This is a genomic window from Streptomyces sp. NPDC058239, from assembly GCF_042882185.1.
Lineage (GTDB): Bacteria > Actinomycetota > Actinomycetes > Streptomycetales > Streptomycetaceae > Streptomyces.
In genome coordinates this window covers 20,779-41,633 of the sequence record NZ_JBHVWS010000041.1, presented here as the reverse complement: position 1 = coordinate 41,633, position 20,855 = coordinate 20,779, and the positions used below count along the sequence as shown (strand labels likewise).

15 protein-coding genes and 1 pseudogene are annotated in these 20,855 nt (G+C 67.9%); 9 read left to right on the top strand and 7 right to left on the bottom strand.

Translation table 11 applies throughout. The annotated features are described in order from the left end of the window. Positions 1-55: 55 nt before the first annotated feature. The 8 genes from ACFVYE_RS33180 to ACFVYE_RS33145 all read left to right on the top strand — a co-directional run bounded on the left by ACFVYE_RS33180 (position 56) and on the right by ACFVYE_RS33145 (position 9,996). Entirely contained in the window at positions 56-1,078 is a 1,023-nt protein-coding gene (locus tag ACFVYE_RS33180; RefSeq protein ID WP_383966918.1) for an AraC family transcriptional regulator, read from the top strand. A gap of 382 nt (positions 1,079-1,460) precedes the next feature. Beyond that, the gene (locus tag ACFVYE_RS33175; RefSeq protein WP_383966922.1) at positions 1,461-2,519 is read left to right on the top strand and encodes a 3-keto-5-aminohexanoate cleavage protein; all 1,059 of its coding nucleotides are present in this window, start codon (positions 1,461-1,463) and stop codon (positions 2,517-2,519) included. 59 nt (positions 2,520-2,578) lie between these two features. After that, positions 2,579-3,562, top strand: coding sequence for a quinone oxidoreductase family protein (locus ACFVYE_RS33170; RefSeq protein ID WP_383966925.1), 984 nt, complete (start codon positions 2,579-2,581; stop codon positions 3,560-3,562). A gap of 38 nt (positions 3,563-3,600) precedes the next feature. Then, positions 3,601-4,518 (top strand): TauD/TfdA dioxygenase family protein, encoded by a 918-nt coding sequence (locus ACFVYE_RS33165; RefSeq protein ID WP_383966928.1) that lies wholly within the window; start codon positions 3,601-3,603, stop codon positions 4,516-4,518. A 30-nt stretch (positions 4,519-4,548) separates the two neighbouring features. After that, entirely contained in the window at positions 4,549-5,880 is a 1,332-nt protein-coding gene (locus tag ACFVYE_RS33160; RefSeq protein WP_389608028.1) for an MFS transporter, read from the top strand. Beyond that, positions 5,877-6,461: an RBBP9/YdeN family alpha/beta hydrolase gene (locus ACFVYE_RS33155; protein ID WP_383966934.1), complete on the top strand. Its 585-nt coding sequence runs from the start codon at positions 5,877-5,879 to the stop codon at positions 6,459-6,461. Before ACFVYE_RS33160 ends, ACFVYE_RS33155 begins: the two co-directional genes overlap by 4 nt. A 172-nt stretch (positions 6,462-6,633) precedes the next feature. Further along, complete coding sequence (locus ACFVYE_RS33150) at positions 6,634-8,649, top strand: acetoacetate--CoA ligase (RefSeq protein WP_389608027.1); 2,016 nt, start codon at positions 6,634-6,636, stop codon at positions 8,647-8,649. A gap of 1,080 nt (positions 8,650-9,729) precedes the next feature. Continuing rightward, positions 9,730-9,996: a hypothetical protein gene (locus ACFVYE_RS33145; protein ID WP_389608026.1), complete on the top strand. Its 267-nt coding sequence runs from the start codon at positions 9,730-9,732 to the stop codon at positions 9,994-9,996. Between the two features lie 76 nt (positions 9,997-10,072). On the opposite strand, the gene ACFVYE_RS33140 is transcribed toward ACFVYE_RS33145, so the two are convergent. The 6 genes and pseudogenes from ACFVYE_RS33140 to ACFVYE_RS33115 form a co-directional block, all read right to left on the bottom strand. Further along, a complete protein-coding gene (locus tag ACFVYE_RS33140) occupies positions 10,073-10,219 on the bottom strand; it encodes a hypothetical protein (RefSeq protein ID WP_383966943.1) in 147 nt (48 codons plus the stop codon). Between the two features lie 188 nt (positions 10,220-10,407). Next, the gene (locus tag ACFVYE_RS33135) at positions 10,408-10,725 is read right to left on the bottom strand and encodes a hypothetical protein (protein WP_383966946.1); all 318 of its coding nucleotides are present in this window, start codon (positions 10,723-10,725) and stop codon (positions 10,408-10,410) included. Positions 10,726-10,921: 196 nt separating this feature from the next. Continuing rightward, positions 10,922-12,043: a PP2C family protein-serine/threonine phosphatase gene (locus ACFVYE_RS33130; RefSeq protein WP_383976679.1), complete on the bottom strand. Its 1,122-nt coding sequence runs from the start codon at positions 12,041-12,043 to the stop codon at positions 10,922-10,924. Between the two features lie 183 nt (positions 12,044-12,226). Continuing rightward, positions 12,227-15,961: a S8 family serine peptidase gene (locus ACFVYE_RS33125; protein WP_389608025.1), complete on the bottom strand. Its 3,735-nt coding sequence runs from the start codon at positions 15,959-15,961 to the stop codon at positions 12,227-12,229. A 656-nt stretch (positions 15,962-16,617) separates the two neighbouring features. Next, positions 16,618-16,884, bottom strand: a pseudogene (locus tag ACFVYE_RS33120) (hypothetical protein); the annotation flags it as partial. Between the two features lie 149 nt (positions 16,885-17,033). Next, positions 17,034-17,402, bottom strand: coding sequence for a transposase (locus ACFVYE_RS33115; RefSeq protein WP_383976686.1), 369 nt, complete (start codon positions 17,400-17,402; stop codon positions 17,034-17,036). Positions 17,403-17,502: 100 nt separating this feature from the next. On the opposite strand from ACFVYE_RS33115, the gene ACFVYE_RS33110 reads away from it, so the two are divergent. Next, the gene (locus tag ACFVYE_RS33110) at positions 17,503-18,006 is read left to right on the top strand and encodes a transposase (RefSeq protein WP_389608024.1); all 504 of its coding nucleotides are present in this window, start codon (positions 17,503-17,505) and stop codon (positions 18,004-18,006) included. A gap of 28 nt (positions 18,007-18,034) precedes the next feature. Here ACFVYE_RS33110 and ACFVYE_RS33105 read toward each other — a convergent pair whose 3' ends face one another. Continuing rightward, entirely contained in the window at positions 18,035-20,818 is a 2,784-nt protein-coding gene (locus ACFVYE_RS33105; protein ID WP_389608023.1) for a DUF1349 domain-containing protein, read from the bottom strand. Between the last annotated feature and the right edge of the window lie 37 nt (positions 20,819-20,855).

Genomic DNA, 20,855 nt, shown 5'->3' with positions numbered 1-20,855 from the left:
ACTTGACGTGACATCTCACTTATCACTTGGGGACAAAGCCCCCTGGAGCGCGCCCATGAAGCCTCTTGTCCGCAATGCAGCGCTGAACAACTATGTCGAGGTCAGCCAGTCGCTGGGCATCGATCCGCGGGCCTTGATGAAGCACGTGGGCCTGGACCCTGTCGGCCTCGCGGTCCAGGACAGATGGATCCCCGGCACGGCGGTCACCCAGCTGCTCGAACTCTCGGCGGTGGCCTCACGGCGCGGGGACTTCGGCCTGCTCCTTGCCGAGCGGCGCAGCTTCTCCAATCTCGGCCCCATCAGTCTGGTCCTGCGCGACGAGCCCGATGTCCGCAGCGCCCTCGAACTTCTCGTCCGCCATGAGCACATGTACAACGAGATGCTCCGCAGCCGGCTCTCCGGGGCGAACGGCCTGGCCACCCTCAAGGTGAGCCTCGAGCTGGGTGAGGCCATGGCCGCCCGCCAGGCCACGGAGCTGGCTGTGGGTGCCTTCCACGGGGTCCTCCGCAGTTTTCTCGGTGCCCGGTGGCAGCCGCTGTCCGTGTGCTTCACCCACGACGCGCCGGCGGATCCCGGTACCCACCGGCGCCTCTTCGGTCCCGTAGTGGAATTCGACCGGGAGTTCAACGGGATCGTCTTCTACGCCAGCGATCTCAAGGCTCCCAACCCCATGTCGGACCCGCTGCTGCGGACCTACGCCCGGCAGTATCTCGAGTCCATCGCGGTCTCGAAGGACACCACCGTGCTGGACCGCGTGCGTGAGCTGATCGAAGTCCTGCTGCCCACCGGGCGCTGTTCGATCGAGCAGGTCGCAGACAGCCTCGGCATCGACCGGAGGACGATCCACCGGCACCTCGCGGTCTCTGGCGAGACGTTCTCCGCCGTTCTCAACGCCACACGTACCCAGCTCGCGGAGCAGCTCGTGGCGAACCCGCGCCGCTCGTTCACGGAGATCTCCGGGCTTCTGGGATTCTCGGCACCGAGTGCTTTCTCGCGCTGGTTCCGCGAGCGGTTCGGCTGCAGCCCGAGGGAGTGGCGGGTCCGCGGTACCAGGCAGCAGCTTTCCGGCGAGGAGTGACCACCAAGGTTTCTGCGGGGACGTGGAACGGCCGGTCACGCCATATCCCGGCATGACCCCGCCCGGGTCCGGGGACGACGGCCGCGAGGGCAAGGCATGTCCCCAAGCGGTAAGTCTTCTGTCACCTTCGGTCAAGCGCGCGCCCTGGCCCGCCCTTAACGTTGCCTCACCGCAAGGGACATGGCCGATCCCACGAGGACGGGCAGAAATCCTGCCCGCAGCCGAATGTTCCCTCCCGGGCCCGCTGATCGTATCCGAGCCCCCGGCGAGCCCGGGAACCCCCTGAATTCCCGCGTCCGCTCCTCGCAAGCCCTCCGGGCCTCGCATCGAAGGCAGTGATGCGTGCGGCGAGTGAAGACCCATCCGACAAAGGAGATGGACCATGCACTTCTTCGACGACTCCCTGTATCCGGAGAACCAGGAGAGGCTGGTCATCCAGGCCGCGCCCTACGGGCCGGAGTGGTTGCCCGGTGACGCCGACGACCTACCGCTCACCATGGACGAGCACGTGCAGGCGGCCGTCGACTGCTACAACGCCGGTGCCACGGTGCTGCACATCCATGTGCGCGAGCTGGACGGCCACGGATCCAAGCGCATCTCCATGTTCAACGAGCTGATGGCCCGCCTGCGCGAGGCTGTGCCGGACATGGTCCTGCAGATCGGCGGGTCGATCTCCTTCGCCCCCGAGGACGAGGGCGGCGACGCCAAGTGGCTCAGCTACGACACTCGCCACATGCTGGCCGAGATCACTCCCAGGCCTGACCAGGTGACGATCGCGATCAATACCAACCAGATGAACATCGTCGAGCTCTTCGACGACGAGGACATCGAGGGCACCTCGATCGCCAAGCCCGGCTACTACAAGGCCTATCGGGACATGGTGGTCGAGGCAGGGCCGGACTTCTACCTCGAGCACCTCAAGCGGCTCCGTGCCAACGGCATCCAGCCGCACTTCCAACTCGCCAACATGGCGCAGCTGGAGACCGTGGAGCGGCTGATCCGAAAGGGCATCCACAGCGGGCCGCTGGTACTCAACTACGTTGCCATCGGCGGCGGGTTCGCCGGCCGGCACCCGGCCGACCTGATCGAGTTCATCCGCCGTGTCCCGGACGGCGCCGTGCTCACCATCGAGGCATCCATGCGCGCGGTGGCGCCGATGAACGCGATCGGCATCGCCCTCGGCACGCACGTGCGGGTGGGCAACGAGGACAACCTGTGGCGGCACAAGGGCGAGCGGATGTCCTCCGTGGAGCAGGTCGAGCAGATGGTCAAGATCGCCGATGCGCTCGGGCGTGAAATCGCCACCGGGCAGGAGGCGAAGAAAATCTACAAGATCGGCGAATGGTATTCGGACACCGACGAGACCCTGGCCCAGCTCGGCATGGTGCCCAACCGCCGCCCCGGCCGGCGCGGTTCCATGCTGCGCGACCTCAAGAGCTGAATCGACCCCACTGGCGGCGGCCCGGGTTCCTGCCCCGCCGCCGCCCCACACACGAGCAAATGGAGCACGCCTTGGCACACGCCATTCGATTCCACGAAACCGGTGACCCTGAGGTCATGCGGTGGGAACAGGTCGTCGTCGGCGACCCGGGTCCGGGCGAGGTACGGATCCGGCATGTCGCCGTCGGACTCAACTTCGCCGACACCTATTTCCGCACGGGCCTGTACCCGGCTCCGCTGCCTGCGGGGCTCGGCGTGGAGGCCTCGGGTGTGATCGAGGCCGTGGGCGAGGGTGTGTCGCATGTCGCCGAGGGCGACCGCGTGACCTACACCGGCAGTCCGCTGGGTGCCTACAGCACTGAGCGGGTCATGCCCGCGGATTCACTCATCAGGCTGCCGGACGAGATCGACTGCGAGACCGCCGCGGCGATGACCATGCGCGGACTCACCTCGGCGTACCTGCTGCGCCGGATCCACCCGCTGAATTCCGGCGATACCGTGCTGCTCCACGCGGCGGCCGGCGGCGTCGGTCTGATCGTCTCCCAGTGGGCGAAGCTGCTCGGCATCACGGTGATCGGCACGGTCTCCAGCGAGGAGAAGGCCGAGGTCGCCCGCGCCCACGGCTGCGAGCACATCATCTACTACCGGCGCGAGAATGTGGCCGAGCGGGTGCGGGAACTGACCGACGGCAAGGGCGTCCCGGTCGTCTTCGACAGTATCGGCAAGGACACCGTCGCCGGATCCATGGCCTCGCTGCAACGCCGCGGCCTGCTGGTGTGTTTCGGCACGGCCTCCGGAGTCCCGCCGCTCGACGCCATGCAACTGGCCATCCACGGCTCGCTGTTCGTGACCCGCCCCGCGCTGGCCGACTACATCGCCGAGCCGGCGGAGCGGGACGCCCTGGCCGGGGAGTTGTTCGGGCACGTCGCGGCCGGTCGCATCAAGATCGAGACGAACCAGCGCTACGCCCTTCAGGACGCGGTACAGGCCCATCGTGACCTGGAAGCGGGACGGACCACGGGATCTTCCGTCTTCGTCCTCTGAGCTCGCCGTGCCCCGCACGTCACCCCAGGAGTGAGCACATGCCCCAGACTGTCCACCCGAAGGAAGCCACGCCCGCCCTGGTGCGTCCGGGCGTCCTCCGTACGTTGATCAAGGTTGAGCCGCTGACCTGCACCATCGGCGCCGAACTGTCCGGTTTGAACCTCGGCGACGCCGTGCGCGACGGCGACCTGTTCTCCGAGATCAAGGCGCTGCTGCTGCAGTACAAGGTCCTGTTCCTGCGTGACCAGGACATCACCCGCACCGAACACATCGCCTTCGCCGGGCGCTTCGGCCCGCTGGAGGACCATCCGGTGGTCGGCAGCGACCCCGACCACCCGGGGCTGGTCCGCATCTACAAGGATCTGGACAGCAAACCCGAACACTACGAGAACGCGCTGCACTGTGACGCAACCTGGCGCGCGTGCCCGCCCATGGGCGCAGTGCTGCGCTGCGTGGAAACACCAGAGGTGGGTGGTGACACGATCTGGGTCAACATGGCTGAGGCCTATCGCAGGCTGCCGGAGCACATCAAGAAGCAGATCGCGGGCCTGCGCGCACGGCACAGCATCGAGGCGACCTTCGGTGCCGTGATGCCGACGGAGCAACGTCACGAATTGAAGGCCCGCTTCCCGGACCCGGAGCACCCGGTGGTGCGTGCCCACCCGGAGACCGGCGAGCAGATTCTGTTCGTCAACGCCTTCACCACGCACTTCGTCAATTACCACACGCCCGAGAACGTGCGCTTCGGCCAGGACTACGCGCCCGGAGCGGGCAGTCTCCTGAACTACCTGATCAGCCAGGCGGCCGTCCCCGAGTACCAGGTGCGCTGGCGCTGGCAGAAGAACAGCGTCGCCATCTGGGACAACCGCTCCACCCAGCATTACGCCGTCCAGGACTACTGGCCCGCCGTCCGCAAGATGGAGCGCGCGGGGGTTGCCGGCGACCAACCTTTCTGAGCCCCGACCAGAGACGAAAAGGTGATGCCAATGGGACTGCGCACTGCCGGCACAACGGTGCCGGGGACGTCTCCCGCCGCACCGGCTGTATCCCGTAGCTATGCCTGGCTGGTGTTCGCCCTCGGTTTCGGGCTTCTGCTGTCCGACTACATGTCGCGACAGGTCCTCAACGCGGTTTTTCCCCTGTTGAAAGCGGAATGGCTGCTCTCCGATGCCGAGTTGGGCTCTCTCAGCGGCATCGTGGCCCTGATGGTCGGTGTGCTCACCTTCCCCCTGTCGCTTCTGGCGGACCGCTGGGGCCGGGTCAAGATCTTGGTCATCGCCGCGACGGCGTGGAGCCTGGCGACCCTGGGCTGCGCCGTTTCCGCGAGCTACGGCCAGATGTTCCTGGGCCGGTTCATGGTGGGCGTCGGAGAGGCGGCCTACGGGAGCGTCGGCATCGCGGTGGTCCTGAGCGTGTTCCCCATCGGTTTGCGGGCCACGCTCTCCGGGGCCTTCATGGCGGGGGGGTCGTTCGGATCCGTGCTGGGCGTGTCGGTCGGCGGTGTGATCGCCCAGGAGCATGGCTGGCGCTGGGCGTTCGGCGCGATGGGAATCCTCGGACTGGTCCTGGCCGCGGTCTACGGCATTGTGGTCACCGAGAAGAGGCTCGGCCCGGCGTCCCTGCGCAACAGCGCTGTGTCCGGCGAACGCATCCCCATCCGGACCCAGTTGCCGCGCCTGTTCTCCTCGGTCTCCGTGGTCTGCGCCTACATCGGCAGCGGGCTGCAGATGTTCATCGCGATGGCCCTGCTCGCGTGGATACCCAGTTTCCTCAACCGGTACTACGACATGCCTCCTGCGAAGGCCGGCCTGGCCGCCGGGGTCTTCGCGCTGATCAGTGGCATTGGCATGATCCTCTGCGGGATCGTCGCGGACCGCCTCAGCCGGAAGGCCGCGGCCCGGAAGTGGATTGTTGCGATCGTCTGCGCTCTCGGGTCGTTCGTGCTGCTGATGGCGGGATTCCACTTGCCGGTCGGCCCGCTGCAGCTTGTGCTGATCGCGGCCGGGACCCTGGTGGCCGGCGGCACCGCCGGTCCGGCGGCCGCCATGGTGGCCAATCTGACCCCCGCCGCCATTGCGGCGACGGCTTTCGCCACCCTCACTCTGGCCAACAGCCTGCTCGGGCTGGCCCCCGGGCCCGCGGTGACGGGCATGCTCGCGGACCACCTGGGCCTGCTCGGCGCACTGCAGTTGATCCCGCTCGTCGCGCTCGCGGGCGGCGTGGCCTTCACCATCGGCAAGTTCTCCTACGAAAATGACCTGCGCCGCCTGGGGCTGCTCCCCGACCTGGCGCTCAAGACCCCGGAGTTGCAGTCATGAGTCTCAGCGCACAGCCGACGGTCGTCATCGTCCCCGGACTGCGCGATCATGTGCCGGACCACTGGCAGACCGTCCTCGCCAACAAGATCGCCGACGCCCGAACCGTTCCCCCGCTGGAGAAGGACAGGCTGAGCCGCGATGCCCAGGTCGCCGCACTCGACGAGGCGCTGTCGGACATCTCCGGGCCCGTCGTACTGGTTGCCCACAGTGCCGGCGTGATGACCACCGTGCACTGGGCGCAACGACACCGGCGTCCCGTCAAGGGCGCACTGCTGGCGGCGCCGCCGGACTTCGACACGCCGCTGCCGGAGCGCTACCCAACCCTGGAAGACCTGCGCGAAAACGGCTGGACGCCGACGCCGCGGACACCCCTGCCCTTCCCCAGCATCGTTGCGGCGAGCACGAACGACCCCCTGGCCGCTGCCGATCGCGTCGCTGATCTCGCCAGGGCATGGGGGAGCCGCCTCGTGGACCTCGGCCCGGTCGGACACCTCAACCCTGCCTCCGGCTACGGCGTATGGCCCCGGGCGGAGGAGTTCGTCCGCGAGTTGGGCCAAGCCTCGTCCGACATGTCCGCCTGACCGACGACGGCCTTGCCTCGCGGCTCCCTCCTGCCCGCGCCGGGCAGGAGGGAGCCGCGTGCCGCCGAGCACCCCTCGTTGCAGACATGTCGATGCGGTCCCGTAGGCGCTTCCCCCGGCCGGCCTCTACGCACCGGTCCCCACCCGCACGACCCCGCCCCTGGAGGCGCTGATGAACACCGATGCCAACCTGCTGTGGTCCCCCAGCCGCTCGACGGCCGAAAGCTCCAACATCGCCGGCTTCATGCGCTGGCTGAGCGAAACGCGGCGACTGTCCTTCTCCGACTACACGGAGCTGTGGCGGTGGAGCACCACCGACGTGCCCGCCTTCTGGTCGGCAGTATGGGAGTTCTACAGCCTCGACGCCGTCAGCGGCTACGACGCGGTGCTGGCCGACGCGTCCATGCCCGGAGCCTCCTGGTTCGGGGGAGCACGGATGAACTTCGCCGAGCGATGCTTCGCCCGTACCACCGACGAGCGCCCGGCCTTGATCAGTGTCTCCGAAGGCGGCGTTCCGGTCGAGACGTCGTGGCGGCAGCTCGGACGCGACGTCGCCGCTCTCGCCGCATCCCTTCGCGAGATGGGCGTGAGGCCCGGTGACCGCGTTGCCGGTTACCTCCCGAACACGTCGCATGCCGTGGTGGCGTTGCTGGCCAGTGCTGCTGTCGGCGCGGTGTGGACCGTGTGCTCGCCGGACTTCGGTACGTCCAGCGTGCTCGCGCGGCTGCAGCAGGCGCAGCCGACGGTTCTGGTGGCCGCAGACGGCTACTCCTACGGGGGGAAGAAAATCGACCGACGTGCGGCGGTCGCTGAGATCGCGGACGGGCTGCCCACGGTCCGGCATCTGATCACAGTCGGCCACCTCTCCACCTCCTCAACCACCTCACCGTGGTCGCAGCAGCCTCAGCTGGAGCAACACACATGGTCCACGCTCCTCGACAACCAGGCCGAACTCACCTTCGCCGACGTCGCCTTCGACCACCCCCTGTGGATCTTGTGGTCATCGGGCACCACAGGCGTACCGAAGGGCATCGTGCAGGGTCACGGCGGCATCGTCGTCGAGCTGCTCAAGGCCCTCGGTCTCGGCGTCGACCTGCGGAGCGATGACCGCTACTTCTTCCATACGTCCACCAGCTGGATGGTGTGGAACTTCATGGTCGGCGGCCTGCTGCACGGCGCCACGATCGTCCTGTACGACGGCAGCCCCACGTACTCCGACGTCAACGGCGTCTGGAAGGTCGCCGAACAGACGCGCGCGACGATGGTCGGCGTGGGAGCGGCCTACCTGGTCGCCGCAGAGAAAGCGGATGCGTACCCAGCAGCTGAGATCGATCTGAGCGCTCTGCGGTCCATCCTGCAGACCGGCTCATCGCTTCCCGGCAGCACGTGGCGCTGGGTTTACGACCGTCTCGCCCCCGACGCCTGGTTGCAGTCGATCTATGGAGGGACCGATGTCTGCTCGGTCCTCGCGGGGGGCTCCCCGCTCCTGCCGGTGCGGGTCGGCCGGATCCAGTGTCCCGCGCTCGGCGTTGCCATCGCCGCCTGGGACGCCTTCGGACAGCCGCTTGTCGGGGCGCAGGGGGAGCTGGTGGTGACGGCACCGCTTCCCTCGATGCCGCTGCACTTCGTCAACGACCCGGAGAATCAGCGCTATCTGGCGAGTTACTTCGATGTCTATCCCGGAGTCTGGCGGCACGGCGATTGGGTCACGGTCGAACCGGACCTGTCGGTCGTGGTGGCGGGACGTTCGGATTCAACACTCAACCGTATGGGCGTGCGGATGGGTTCCGCCGACATCTACGCCGTTGTCGAGCAGCTTCCCCAGATCGCAGACAGTCTGGTCATCGGCGCCGAACTGCCGGACGGCCGGTACGTCATGCCGCTCTTCGTCGTCCTCGCCGAAGGGGAATCCGTCGACGACACACTTCGGAGTGCCATCGCGACGTCGATCAAACACACGCTCTCGCCTCGGCACGTTCCGGATGTCATCGTTCCGATAGCTGCCGTGCCGCGCACCTTGACCGGGAAGAAGCTGGAGGTCCCCGTCAAGCGCATCATCCAGGGAGCCCGTGCCGCTGATGTGACCGCTGAGGGCGCCGTCACCCACCCCGAGATGCTGGCCTGGTTCGAGAGGTTCGCCACCAGGCTCCCTTCCGGACACCGACACGGCCGACAAGACGGTAAATGATCTTCATGTTCCTTCCTGGGACGGACCGCGTCACCGGATCCATCACAAGCGTCGCGGAACGCGCAGAGCCGCGCGCGGCGGCACCAACCCGCTGTGCTGCGCCGTCAGCTCGATCGGTCACGGCTGCACAGTAGAACCGGGCACTGATCGCGGAGCCGACTCGCCTCGTATCGAGGGCTGTGCGGGAATCCCGACTTCCCCTGCAATCGCGGACTCCACGCTGCGAGGGGGTGCGCCACGAAGCACCGTGTGAACGAGCGGAGGTGAAAGGACTCCGCCGCTCGCCTGTCGTAGCAGGCGGGTGAAGCTGACGACAGCCTGACCTGGAGGAACGCCGGGAAGGGCGGCAAGCAGTCGTGACGAAGTCGGGCCGGTTCAGCATCGCCGGATGGGCCGGGCCCGGTGAGCGAGACGGGAAGGTGTACGCGAGGAACCGGTGTTGTTACGCCTCTCGATAGCGTGCCAGCTCACTCAATCCGGTGAATACGGGCTGGTTGGCGGCGCGTATCCGGCAGTCTTCCGTCCCTCCAGGGCGGTGACTGTCGGTGAACTCCCGGGCCGGTTTCCCCTGCTGGGTCCGGGAGGCCACGGCGAAGGTCTACGGCGTAGTCGTGGCGATGCCGCAGGGGCATAGCCGGGCACCTCACCTGTCGATCGATCAGCGGTGAACGTGGGAACTGTTCCGCGCTTCGCTCCCGCTCCGGGCCGTCGCCGGCGGCCCAGGGGCGGGATAGGCGCGTTGCCTGCCGAAGGGCGCGGACAGGGCGGAGCCGCCGTAGTACTCAGAGGCCGGGAAAGCCGGTCACACGGGGAAGGGCGGCAGCGTGTCAGACAAGGAGGGAACTGCAATGTCTGAAGACGCCCCGGTGAACACCGGGGCCGGGACGGCCACCGGCTGGCGGCCGGGCATCCCGGTACGGAAGATGCAGCTCAAGTTGCACCAGTGGGCGCGGGCGGATGCCACGCGCCGATTCGATGATCTGTACAACCTGGTCTGCGAGCCGGGGTTCCTGATCGACGCCTGGTACAGGGTCGCGGGTAACACCCGGGGCGAAGACGGCCGGGATCGACGGGCTCACCGTGGCCGCGATCGAGACCAGTCAGGGAGTGCAGCCGTTCCTGATGGAGATCAGGGACGAGCTCAGGGCGCGGACGTATCGTCCCGCGCCGGTGCGGCGTGTTCAGATCCCCAAGTCCAACGGGAAGATGCGCGATCTCGGCATCCCGACCGTTAAGGACCGGGTCGTGCAAGCCGCACTCAAGGCGGTCCTGGAACCTGTCTTCGAGGCCGACTTTCTGCCGGTCTCCTACGGGTTCCGGCCCAACCGCCGGGCTCGTCCGATCTGATGGACTGGCAGGTACCGTCGTCGGAGCCACCGCTCCGGCAAGTTCGGGCGGGCTGTCAGGGTGTGGCCGCGTTCGCCTACGCCCCGGCGGAGGAGAGGTGGGTCGGCACGGCGTTCTGGAAGGCGTACGCGATCCGGAGCAGCTCCAGGTCGCCCGCGGGACGGCCGACGAGCTGGATCCCGACGGGGAGCCCGTCGTCGGTGAACCCGCACGGCACCGACATCGCGGGCAGCCCGGCTGGCTGATGACGTACGCCGAGCGCATTCAGTTCAGGTAGCTGGTCTGCAGGACGCCCTCGATCGTGTCGGGCCACGGCAGGTCCACGGAGAACGGCGGCACCTGGCTGACGGGCAGGGCGAGGATGCCGACGTCCTCGAAGAAACGCGAGACCTCCGAGCACAGCCGGATGCGCTACTGCTCCGCCCGTGCGAGGTCGGCTCCCGAGAGGCTGAGGCCGGCGTCGATGTTCCACACCGTGTCCGGGTTGAGCGCGGCGCGGTCCTCCTCACCGAACCATTGCGCGTAGTCCCAGGCGCGCCAGGTACGGAACGCCTCCTCGGCGCCGGTGAAGTCCGGCTCGCCATCCTCGACGACGCAGCCGAGACCCTGCGAAAGCAGGGCGGCCCACGGTGTCCAGTACGCGGGTGACCTGCCGGTCGACCGGGCGCCCAGGTCCCGGCCGCAGGCGACCCGTACTCCCCTTTGACGTTCCGGTACGCCGACAAGCACCGACGGGTGCCGTTACCTGAGGTGTCGCGGAGCCCTGCACACTCCACGGCCACACGCATTCTCATCCCACGGCCGCCGTGGCGGCCGTGGGATGAGGCCGAGGCGGCGGCGCGCGGCGTGTACGCGCCGATGCATTCCGTGTTCTTCATGCCGTCCGAGGTGTCGCGCGTTTGCGTGCACGCGCGCCGCGTTGCGCTCAGCGGTGCGGTGACCGTCGGACGGACAGCACCGCGACGTCGTCGTGCTGGCCGCCCTCTCCGGCGAACGCACGCGCGTCGTAGTAGAGGGCGTGCGGCAGCTCGGTGGGAGGGAGCGACGCGCGCTCGGTGAGGCGTTCGGTGACGGGGTAGAACGTACCGTCGGCGGCGCGGGTCTCGGTGAGCCCATCGGTGGTCAGCAGCAGCGTCGCACCGGGTGGGAAGGCGAACCAGTCGACGGTCGCGGGTTCGGCTGCGAGTTCGGCGAGACCGAGGGGGACGCCGGAGCCGATGGCCAGCGTGGTGACGGTGGTGTCGTGCAGCAGCTGTGGCGGAATGTGCCCGCAGTTGATGACTTGTACCTCGTCGTGCGCGTCGACGTTGACGATGAGCGCTGTGACGAACCTTTCGTCGTCGCCGGTCTGTGCAGCATAGGAGTTGTGCCGTACGACAGAGGCATCGAGGGCATCGACGAGCGCGGTCAGGGTGGGCTCCCGGTGGGCCGCCTCACGGAAGGCACCGATGACGGCGAACGCGGCGCCGACCGCGGGCAGGCCCTTGCCCTGGACGTCGCCGATCAGAACCCGGGTCCCCCATGGGGAGACGACGACGTCGTAGATGTCGCCGCCGACGAGCCGGTCCTCCTGCACGGGCTCGTACACGCCGTCGACCAGGACGTCGTCTGTGAGCAGAGGCAGAGGGCGCAGGATGTGGCGCTGCATCGCCGCAGCGGTGGAGCGAAGCCGCAGCGTCTCATGCTCGCGGCGGATACGACGGTGGCAGGCGTAGACGGAGACCGCGCCCAGGGCGAGGGTGAGCAGCATCATCAGGATCCTGTCGAGCCACGACCGTCCGTCACCGTGCCGGACCACCACGGTGACGACCACCACAAGCGTGGTCCATGCAGACACAAACTTCGTCTGGCGTACGGTGCACAGCGCCGACGCCGTCCCCGGCAGGAACACAAGGAGTCCCAGAAGCCACACCGGGGACCCGGACAGGGCACCAAGGGCCATCACCAGGGCCGTCACTGACACCACGCCGATCACGACTTCGGCGTGGCGCGGTGGTTCGACGACTTCGAAAGGATGCGCGAATCTCTTCGGGTGAGTACGGGTCACGGGGCCTCCCGGGCAGGTGGTGTACTCCCCGTACGTTAGGCAGGCCCAGCCGCGAGCGAGCTGCGCCCCGCCGGACGATGTCCTCTGCGCGATGAGCAGCACTACGTGCAGGTTACGGCCCTTGCACCGCGCACGCGGCAGGTGGGAGCCACGCCGCCGACTGCGCGGCTCCCACCCGGTCGGTTACTTCCGCACGCCGACCGCGCGGATGATCTCCTGCTTGACCGAGCCGCCCTTGTTGTCGGCGGCTGAGGCCCGCACGGAGATGTACCGCGCGTCGTTCGGCACCCGAACCGAGCCGGCCCAGGCGGCGGACTTGCCGCGTACACCGTCGAGTTCGACGGACGTCCACGTCGCGCCGTCGTCGAAGGAGACCTCCAGCGTGGAGCCGGTGATCTTCCCGGTGTCCGTCGCGCCCTTTATGTACTCGGAGGAGATCCCGAGATCCAGCCGCTTTCCGGCCCGCACATCACCCTGCAGGTCGGTGTCGACGTCGAACCCGAGGTTGAGCACCGGCAGATACGTCCACCGGTCGGCCGGCGTGGCGGACGACTTGACGGTCCACTCGGAGTGGCCCTTCGTGGACAGCCGCCAGACCTCCGGGTCCATCGTGGTGTCGGTGACCACCTTGAAGTCCTGCTCGGTCGGCTTGACGCTCCAGGCGTGCACCCCCGAGCTTTGCTTCCGGTCGACCTGCACCCCGTCCACGTACACCTCGGTGAACTGGGTCAGCGACTTCTGGTTGAACACTTCGCCGAAGCCGGTGTGGTCCGGTCCCGAGTCGCCCCAGCCCGGTGTGTTGAACTCCAGGTCGTTGCCCGCGCGACGCTGGCCCCAGCCGAGACCGGTACCCAGCCACGGGTGCAGGACCGGCTTGAACCAGTCGGTCCCGGAGCGCGTGCCACCGCGGTAGTGCACGACGCCGCTGCGCTCCTCCAGGGCGCCCGGGCCGCTGGACATGGACTCGTGCCAGCCCTGGTCGGGGCCGGCGCTGATGTAGTCGGTGCGCTCCGCGGGGAACTTGATCTTCTCCTGGAATCCGATGCCGTAGGGGAAGCTGCCGGTGATCGAGTAGCGGAACTCGCCGCCGTCGGCGGGCTTCGGCGCGTGGAACTTGTTGTTGACCACGGCCAGTTCCCTCTTGCCCGGCCGGTACGTCAGATCAGCGGGGATCGCCCCCGAATACCCCTTGCTGAGGTCGTAGACATAAGGCGTGAACTCGGTGCCGGTCAGTTCCACGCCCCGGCTGAGCCGAGCGGCCTCGATCAGGCGCGCCCCGTCCTGCGCGTTCACCGTCGCGCTGTACAGGGGACGAGTCTCCCCGTCGGCCCCGCTGAAGTTGGCCATCAGCCGTCCGGGAGCCTCGTCGGTGACGAACAGAGCCTTGGCGCCGGCGTCACGGGCGTTCTGGGCCAGCTCGGTGGTCGTGATCACGTCGGTGCGGCGCACGACGACCGCTTTGCCTGCCACGTCCTTGCCGGTGTAGTCGGCGGTGGATCCGGCGCCCGCGTCGACCAGGGCCATCCGCTTCTGCCCGGTGAACACGTCCGATCCGAACTGCACGGTCGTCTCGCCGAGCCGCTTGCCGCCTGCTTCCACATCGAGCTGAGGCTTGCCGAGCCGCCAGATGGTCCGGTACTCGAACGTGCCGGTGGCGGGCTTGCGGGTCGGTGCGGCGAAGATGCTGTCGTACATCGGCGGGACCTGCACGGACTGAGTGAAGGAATCGCCGTTCGCGGCCCGGTTCACCCTCATCATCAGCTGACGGGTCTCGGTCCGCCGGTCCACATCGGCCCGGATCTCCCGCAACTTCGTCCCGTCGAGGGTGACTTCGCGGTCACGGTCCATGCTGACCTCGGGCTCGGTGAGAAGCCCGAGGCCGAGCGAGTCCTTGCCCTTGCTGCCGCGCACGTCGAGGAAGCTGGACAAGGTGTACATGCCGGGCTGCATACGCAGCTTGAGCGTGCCGGATTCGCCGACCGAGACGGGGAAGGGGTCTGTGTCCTTGGTCAGCTGCTTCACGGTCAGGTTCGCGGCGGACGCCGCGCCGTCCCGGTCCTTGACGTGGACGGTGAGGGTGTAGCGCTCCTCCTCCTTGGTCAGGCCGAAGGCCGTGTGCGCGACGACCGTGTCGCCGTTCCTGGCGACGATCCGGCCGGAGGTGGCGCCGACGGGTGCGGCGGTGCCGTCACCGGTGACCGTGGTCTGCGCGGTGCCGTGCGCCGGCACGGTGAGGGTGGAGTCGGCGAGGGTGACCACGTTGCTCGGAGCGCCCTCGACGGCCAGCGCCAGGGTGACCGGCTGGTCGGAGGCGTTGCTGTAGGTCAGCGTCCTCGTGACCGGCTTGTTCCCCTCGTACGGCCAGCTGGTGAAGCCGAGGTCGGCGCTGCCGGTCGCGGTGATCTGCGCGGCGATCGCGGACGGGACGTCCACCCGGCCCGCACCCACCTCGTACGGAGTGCCGCTGATCTGCTTGGACGTGCTCATCAGCCCGTCCTTGAGCTGCTGTCCGCTCCAGTCGGGGTGCTTCTCGGCGAGCAGCGCCGCCACGCCCGCGACGTGCGGGGTGGCCATGGACGTGCCGCTCATCGATGTGTACGGGCCGCTGCCGTTCACGAGCTGCGAGCGCGCCGCGAGGATGTCCACGCCCGGCGCGGACAGGTCGGGCTTCAGCGCGTTGTCGCCGAGGCGCGGACCCTGGCTGGAGAACGGCGCAAGCCTGTCGGCGGAGTCGACCGCGCCGATAGTCAACGCGGAGTCGGCCGCGCCGGGGGAGCCGATGCTGCCGGGGGAGCCTGCGTTGCCGGCCGCGATCACGAACAGGGCGCCCGTGTCCTTGGAGAGGGTGTTCACCGCCTGGGCCATCGGGTCGGTGCCGTCACTGCCCTGCCGCGATCCGAGGCTCATGGAGATGACCTTGGCGTGGACGTCCTTGGCCGCCCATTCCATCCCGGCGATGATCTGCGAATCGAATCCGGAACCCTGGTTGTTGAGAACCTTGCCGACGGCGAGCGTGGCGCCGGGCGCGACGCCCTTCTCCTTGCCGTCGGACGCCGCGCCGCTGCCACCGACGGTGGACGAGACATGCGTGCCGTGGCCGTGCCGGTCGGCAACCTCCTCGCCGTCGATGAAACTCTTGGTCTCGCTCACCCGGTCCTTGAGATCGGGATGGGTCAGGTCCACGCCCGTGTCGAGGACGGCGACCTTGACACCCTTGCCGGTCAGCCCCGCCTCCCAGGCCGCGGGGGTGCCGATCTGGGCGTTGCTGGCCTCCATCGCGGCGTCGACGCGTGCGTCCAGCCAGATCTTCGCGACGCCTCCCGACAGACGCGCCCTGCCTGAAGTCGCGCCGCGTGCCCCGGAGGTGACGTCCGACGCGACCGTGCGCCAGAACTCCCCGGACTTCGACGACTTCAGGGCCGCGCCGCCTATGCTCGGCAGCCCGCGGACCTGACGGGCTCCGTGGGGCGTCGCGCTCCGTGCGTTCTTCGTGTACGTCACGATGAGCGGGAGGCCGTCGGACGACGGGTCACCGAGCCCCTGCTCGATCAGAGCGGTGACATCGAAGAGTTCGGCGTCGAGGACACCCGCCTGGAGGTAGGGCCGGGCCTCGTCGGGTACGACGGTGATCCGGCCGTCGGACATGTCGCTGCGAACCGCTCCGGTCGCGCCCTCGGGACGCTCCACTGCGACCGACTTCCGGCCCGCGCCGAGGTCGGTCACGGTCACCTTGTCACCAGTGACCAGGGTGACGGTTCGCGCGGTGTTGGGTGCGTGCACGGGTGATGTGACACGGTCGGTGCCCGCCCCTGCCGTCCCCGATGCCCCGGCTGCAAGGGCCTGCCCTGCCGGCAGCAGTACGAGCGACAGCCCCGCTGCCAGCAGCCGGGACCTCCGTCTCGCGGATGATCTGGTCATGGATGACTCTCCTCCACGCACCCGGCGAATGGGTGGTTCCGGGTGCTGCGAAGAGTTTTCGCGGCGGCAACTCGTGTGTCGACCGTTCTGCCCTGACGGATATCCGCCTTGACGGAGACCCGTCAATAAGTCGCGGAGCACGGAATCGCCCTACGCCCAGCCGATTTGGATGCGGGCGGTCGCCCCGGCCTGGACCATCAACCCCTGGACGCGCCGCTGCACGGTGCGCGCCGGCATTTGCACCTGCGCGGCCATCGCGTGGTCGGTGAGACCGGCGACGAGAAGAGGCAGTATGCGGGTGCCCAGGACATCGATCCTGCGGTGCGGTTCGCCGTAGGGGCGGGGCCCGTTCCCACACGGCGTCGAAGAGCGCCTGGGCGGCGTCGGCGAGCCCCTCGCAGGACGAGGCTGGGGTCGACCTCGCCGCCGGAGCCCCGCAGCGGAAGCATCGTCGTCTCGCCTTCGCGGACGACGAGCTTGAGCGGTACACCATCGACGGCCCGGATCCGCATGCCCCGGGCGAGGGACTCATCCACATCGGCGGCACGTTCTGAAGCGTTGATCCACCCTGAGTCCCCAGGCCGTGGGGCCATGCCCAGCCGAAACGGCGGTCGTGGGCCTGTTGTCGCTCGATGAGGGCGCGCGCCATTCAGGGATCAGGCAGCAGTCGCCACGGCGGGGCCCAGGGCAGCGTCACGCTGATCCTGCGAGGGGCAGGTGGCCTTGAGTGGGGTGCCGTCGTAGGTCCATCGGAAGGGGCGGGCTTCGTTGTCGTAATCGAGGGTGAACTCGCTTACCTGGTTGATGAGGTCCTGGCGTGAGGTGAACTCGCCTCGTCGCAGCAGTCGGCGGGCCAGGATGGAGAAAAAGATCTCGACCTGGTTCAACCATGAGGCGTGCTTGGGTGTGTGATGGACGGTGAACCTCGGGTGGGCCGCAAGCCACGAGGGATCGCCGACGCGTCAAGATCAAGGCATCCCATGAACCCGAGAGAAGCAAGACACACGTCCCAGCATCTCCCCGGGGACGGTGCCGGGGCCGAACTCGGCCGGCCGGCGGCTAAGACGGTTTCCTATGTGGTGAGCCGGAGAAGCCGCTTGTAGCAGCACAGTGCCGCGGCGAGGCCGAGAGCGGTTGGCGTTCGTAGCGGTGGTTGAGTCTGCGAGCCAGTCAGCCACGACGTGGTCCGTTCAGTGACCCACCTTCGGCGCCCGAGTCGTTCGCTGGAGCCGGGACCAGGCCCGGTCCCGGCTCCACTGGGGGAACGCCGGTACACCGTCTGCCGGCATGGACCGGACACCGGAGGCAACTGCCTCCACGTGCAGCCCGACGTCGCCACGAACACGATTGCGGCCAGCGCCTCATGGTCACCCGTCCGACGCCGGCCCCCGCCCTGCGGACGCTTCACCTCCGTCGGCGGCACCACGCGCCGCGCACCGATCTCCCGCTGGACGCCCTGGAGATGGCCTTGTGGCGGCGGGGAATCAGCAAGGGCTCGGGACCGATTCATCACAGCGACCGCGAAGCACTCCATACGTGCCATGGTCCGCCGCTGGAAAGACCTTCACGACGAGGTCAAGGAGCAGGACACGCTGCTGGGCGAGCTCACCAAGGCCCACGCACCCGACTTGATCGAGGCCTTCGGCATCGGCGTGGACACCGCCGCTGAAGTACTGGTCACCGTCGGTGAAATCCCCGAGCGCATCGGCTCCCAGGCCGCGTTCGCCAACCTCGCGGGCGTCTGCCCCGTCCCGGCCTCGTCCGGCAAGACGAGCCGGCACCGGCTCAACCGCGGCGGCCACCGACAGCTGAACTCCGCGCTCTACCGCGTCGTGAACGTCTGCATGCGCTTCCACCAGCCCACGATCGACTACGTCGCCCGGCGCACCGCCGAGGGCAAGAGGAAACAGGAGATCATCCGCTGTCTCAAGCGATACCTGGCCGGGAGATCTACCAGCACATCAAGGTCAAGCAACCATCCACAAAAGCGGCTTGCGAACTACAGGAGCGTCAACGCCGTGGCCGAGGCACTCAACGGCGTCTGACCAGTGGGCGAGCGGGGATCGCCTGCGGCTAGTCCATGAAGGGCACCTGCTTCCCGCTGATGGTTGCGTCGCGGAACTCGAACGGCTGGTCGGACCCCGGATTCTCCACCTCTGCCATGACGCCGAACCGGGCCTGCCCGAGCCACGCCGCGGAGATCGGTGATCCGATTGGTGTGAAGTCCACGCCGTTTGTCGACACGGAGGCAATGACCGTATCGCCGGTACGGGCCAGTCGCAGCCAGAGCGCGGACTGATCCGGGGCGGCGATCCGTCGGCTCTCCTCCGGCTGCCCGGCGGACTCGGTCACGACTGTGACGGTGGGAGTTCCGTTGTTGTGCTTGCGCTGCAGAGCGATGTAGTCGTTGTCGCCGCGGTAGAGCAGCAGGCCCGCCTCCATGTAGCCGCGCTGGGTCCTACCGACCATCTGCACGGTTGCCGTCCCCTCGCCGCCGCCGACGTCGGTCAACACGATGTTGCGAGCCGAGTTCTGGTTGGCCCAGAGGAAACTGCTGCCGGTTGGGGTGAGCGACAGGGCCCCGTCGGGTAGAACCGCGCGCTTGCTGGGGGTGTCACGCAGCACGGTCCAGGAGTCGGACAGGGTGGGCGGCACGGCGCATTCAGGTGATGCCGGATCGCCGTCGACGGTCATCGTCAGGGCGCGGGAGACGAGCCGGCCGTTCTCCGTGTTGATGACCGCTGTCACCTCCGCGGTGCCCGCGGCGACCGCCGTCGCTGTACCGTCTGGTGCGACCTTCAGCACCCGTGGCTTGCTCGATCGGAACTTCGGCGCCTCAACCACCGGACGGATGTTGTCCTGCCCGAACCGGATGTCGTCCCCGTCCACTGTGACCTGGTCGGCTTGCGTCGCCTCAAGGTCGGCCCGCAGGTTCAGCCCGTTGTCGTACCGGTTGTCCTGGATGAGGACGTCACTCGAGCCGCGGAAGGTGAACAGGGACGAGGTGTGGGGTCCGTTGGCCTCGACGGCGCGGACCCGCGTCGTGGCGCCCACAGCGGGACACGGGTTGTTGGCCTGCACGGCGACGAACTGGTCGCGGTCGAGGCGTTTGACGTGGTTGCCGAGGAAAGTGAGGCCACTGACGCTTTTGGCGTTCACCAGTTCGACATTGCTGGTACGGAACTCGTTGTGCTCGATGCGGATCCCCTGGTGTACCGGGTTCTTGGGGTCGAGTACCTGGTTTGTCGGCTCAACGAAGATCACTGGGCTGGCCGGTCGGAGGAAGGTGTTGCGCCGGATGCGCACGTCTCGCACCGGCCCCGACTCGTACCACTGGTAGGCATCGGAGGAGATGAACACGCTTGCCATGGACATGCCGTCGAAGATGTTGTCCTCGATGACGACGGGGCGCCGCGTCGTGACGAGGATTCCCCGGGTCGGTACGTTCCGGAAGGTGTTGCCGGCGATCCGCGCCGAGGGCGTGTACGTCGTGTTCTCGGCGACGAAACCGCCCGCGGTGACGACGTCGGGAATCGCCCGGTCGAATGTCACGGTCATCGTCGTCAGGGGTTTGTCGTGGTCCTGACCAGACGGTCCGTCGACGCTGCGGACCGTAGCGGTGCCGCCGGGGACGGCCGCCATGGTGCGCTTCGCGACGAACTCGACCTGGTCGCCCGGATGGAACTGGGGGAAGCCTGCCGTCTCGTTATGCATATAGGACAGCACCAACTTGTCCGGCGCGAGCCGCTGGGTCACCTCGACGTACGTACCGTGGATGTTAATGGGGTCGTCATGCGGTCCGTCGAAGGTGTTGTTCGTGATGGTCACGGCCCCCTTGATCCCGGACATCTGGATGAAGTCGGCGAAGCCCGCGGTCGTACGTCCGGTGGCGGGGTCGGTGCGGAACTCGTTGCCGTCGATGGTGATGTTCTCGCTCAACTGGCCGACGATGCCGAATCCGTGCAGGTATCGGGCCGCGATCCCGCGGAGAGTCACGTCGCTCGACTCCCAGATGAACCCGGACGCGGTATCTCGAGCCGTCTGCCGCATCTGGTAGACCAGACCCCGGTCGGACGGCGCGGTGGAGGACTGGTAGTCGATGCGGATGCGGTTGTCTCCGAGGTCGGTGACCGCTGCCACGTTCTCGAAAAGCGGGTTTCCGCCGCGCCACGTGCGCTGGGCTTCGGGGTCGTGGGTCTGGGAGTACTGCATCCTGTCGACGCCGCTCCAGTAGGGCTGGCCGGTCGCCGGGCTGGTCTCACCGAGCCAGGTGACGTGGTTGTCCGCTACGCGGTACAGCGTCCCCGGCGGGACGTCGAGGATCCGGTAGGCGCTGCCGTTGGCGGTGCCCGTTTCGGCCACCGTGGCGTCGATGACCTTCGGGGTCGTGTAGTCGAAGCTGAAGTTCGTCGCGGTGACGTGCTGGGACCGGATGACGGCGAAGGCGCTCATCAGCCCGTGGAACTGCAGATGTGATCCGTCCCCGTCGATCACGACATCCTTCATGTCCTCGATGAGGAGACCGATCCGCTTGTTGCGGTAGCGTTCGTCGGCTCCGGCGGTATTGGAGATGTAGAGCTCCCGCGATTCCGCCTGCTCGGGATAGAGATGGTACTTGCCGTGTGGGAAGAGCACGCGGACCGGGCCGTCGACCGACTTGGCATGCTTCAACGCGGCGGCCACGGCGGCGGCGCTGTCCGATCGCCCGGTCGGGTCCGCACCGAAGTCGGTCACCCGTACGACCGTTGCTGACGCCCCCTGCGCCGCCCCGACAGGCGTCACCAGGAAGCTGAGGAGTACGCCGACGAGGAACATGCCGACGGCGCGGCGGACGGCCCGCATGGATGGCAGGCGCATTGCGGGTGGTTGGCGCATCATGAATGACCTTTCCTGC

What these genes read in the sequence shown, in the direction of transcription:
- ACFVYE_RS33180 (WP_383966918.1), top strand. Translation starts at nt 56, where the DNA reads ATGAAGCCTCTTGTCCGCAATGCAGCGCTGAACAACTATGTCGAGGTC.
- ACFVYE_RS33175 (WP_383966922.1), top strand. Translation starts at nt 1,461, where the DNA reads ATGCACTTCTTCGACGACTCCCTGTATCCGGAGAACCAGGAGAGGCTG.
- ACFVYE_RS33170 (WP_383966925.1), top strand. Translation starts at nt 2,579, where the DNA reads ATGGAGCACGCCTTGGCACACGCCATTCGATTCCACGAAACCGGTGAC.
- ACFVYE_RS33165 (WP_383966928.1), top strand. Translation starts at nt 3,601, where the DNA reads ATGCCCCAGACTGTCCACCCGAAGGAAGCCACGCCCGCCCTGGTGCGT.
- ACFVYE_RS33160 (WP_389608028.1), top strand. Translation starts at nt 4,549, where the DNA reads ATGGGACTGCGCACTGCCGGCACAACGGTGCCGGGGACGTCTCCCGCC.
- ACFVYE_RS33155 (WP_383966934.1), top strand. Translation starts at nt 5,877, where the DNA reads ATGAGTCTCAGCGCACAGCCGACGGTCGTCATCGTCCCCGGACTGCGC.
- ACFVYE_RS33150 (WP_389608027.1), top strand. Translation starts at nt 6,634, where the DNA reads ATGAACACCGATGCCAACCTGCTGTGGTCCCCCAGCCGCTCGACGGCC.
- ACFVYE_RS33140 (WP_383966943.1), bottom strand. Translation starts at nt 10,219, where the DNA reads ATGTCGGTGCCGTGCGGGTTCACCGACGACGGGCTCCCCGTCGGGATC.
- ACFVYE_RS33125 (WP_389608025.1), bottom strand. Translation starts at nt 15,961, where the DNA reads ATGACCAGATCATCCGCGAGACGGAGGTCCCGGCTGCTGGCAGCGGGG.
- ACFVYE_RS33110 (WP_389608024.1), top strand. Translation starts at nt 17,503, where the DNA reads ATGGTCCGCCGCTGGAAAGACCTTCACGACGAGGTCAAGGAGCAGGAC.
- ACFVYE_RS33105 (WP_389608023.1), bottom strand. Translation starts at nt 20,818, where the DNA reads ATGCGCCTGCCATCCATGCGGGCCGTCCGCCGCGCCGTCGGCATGTTC.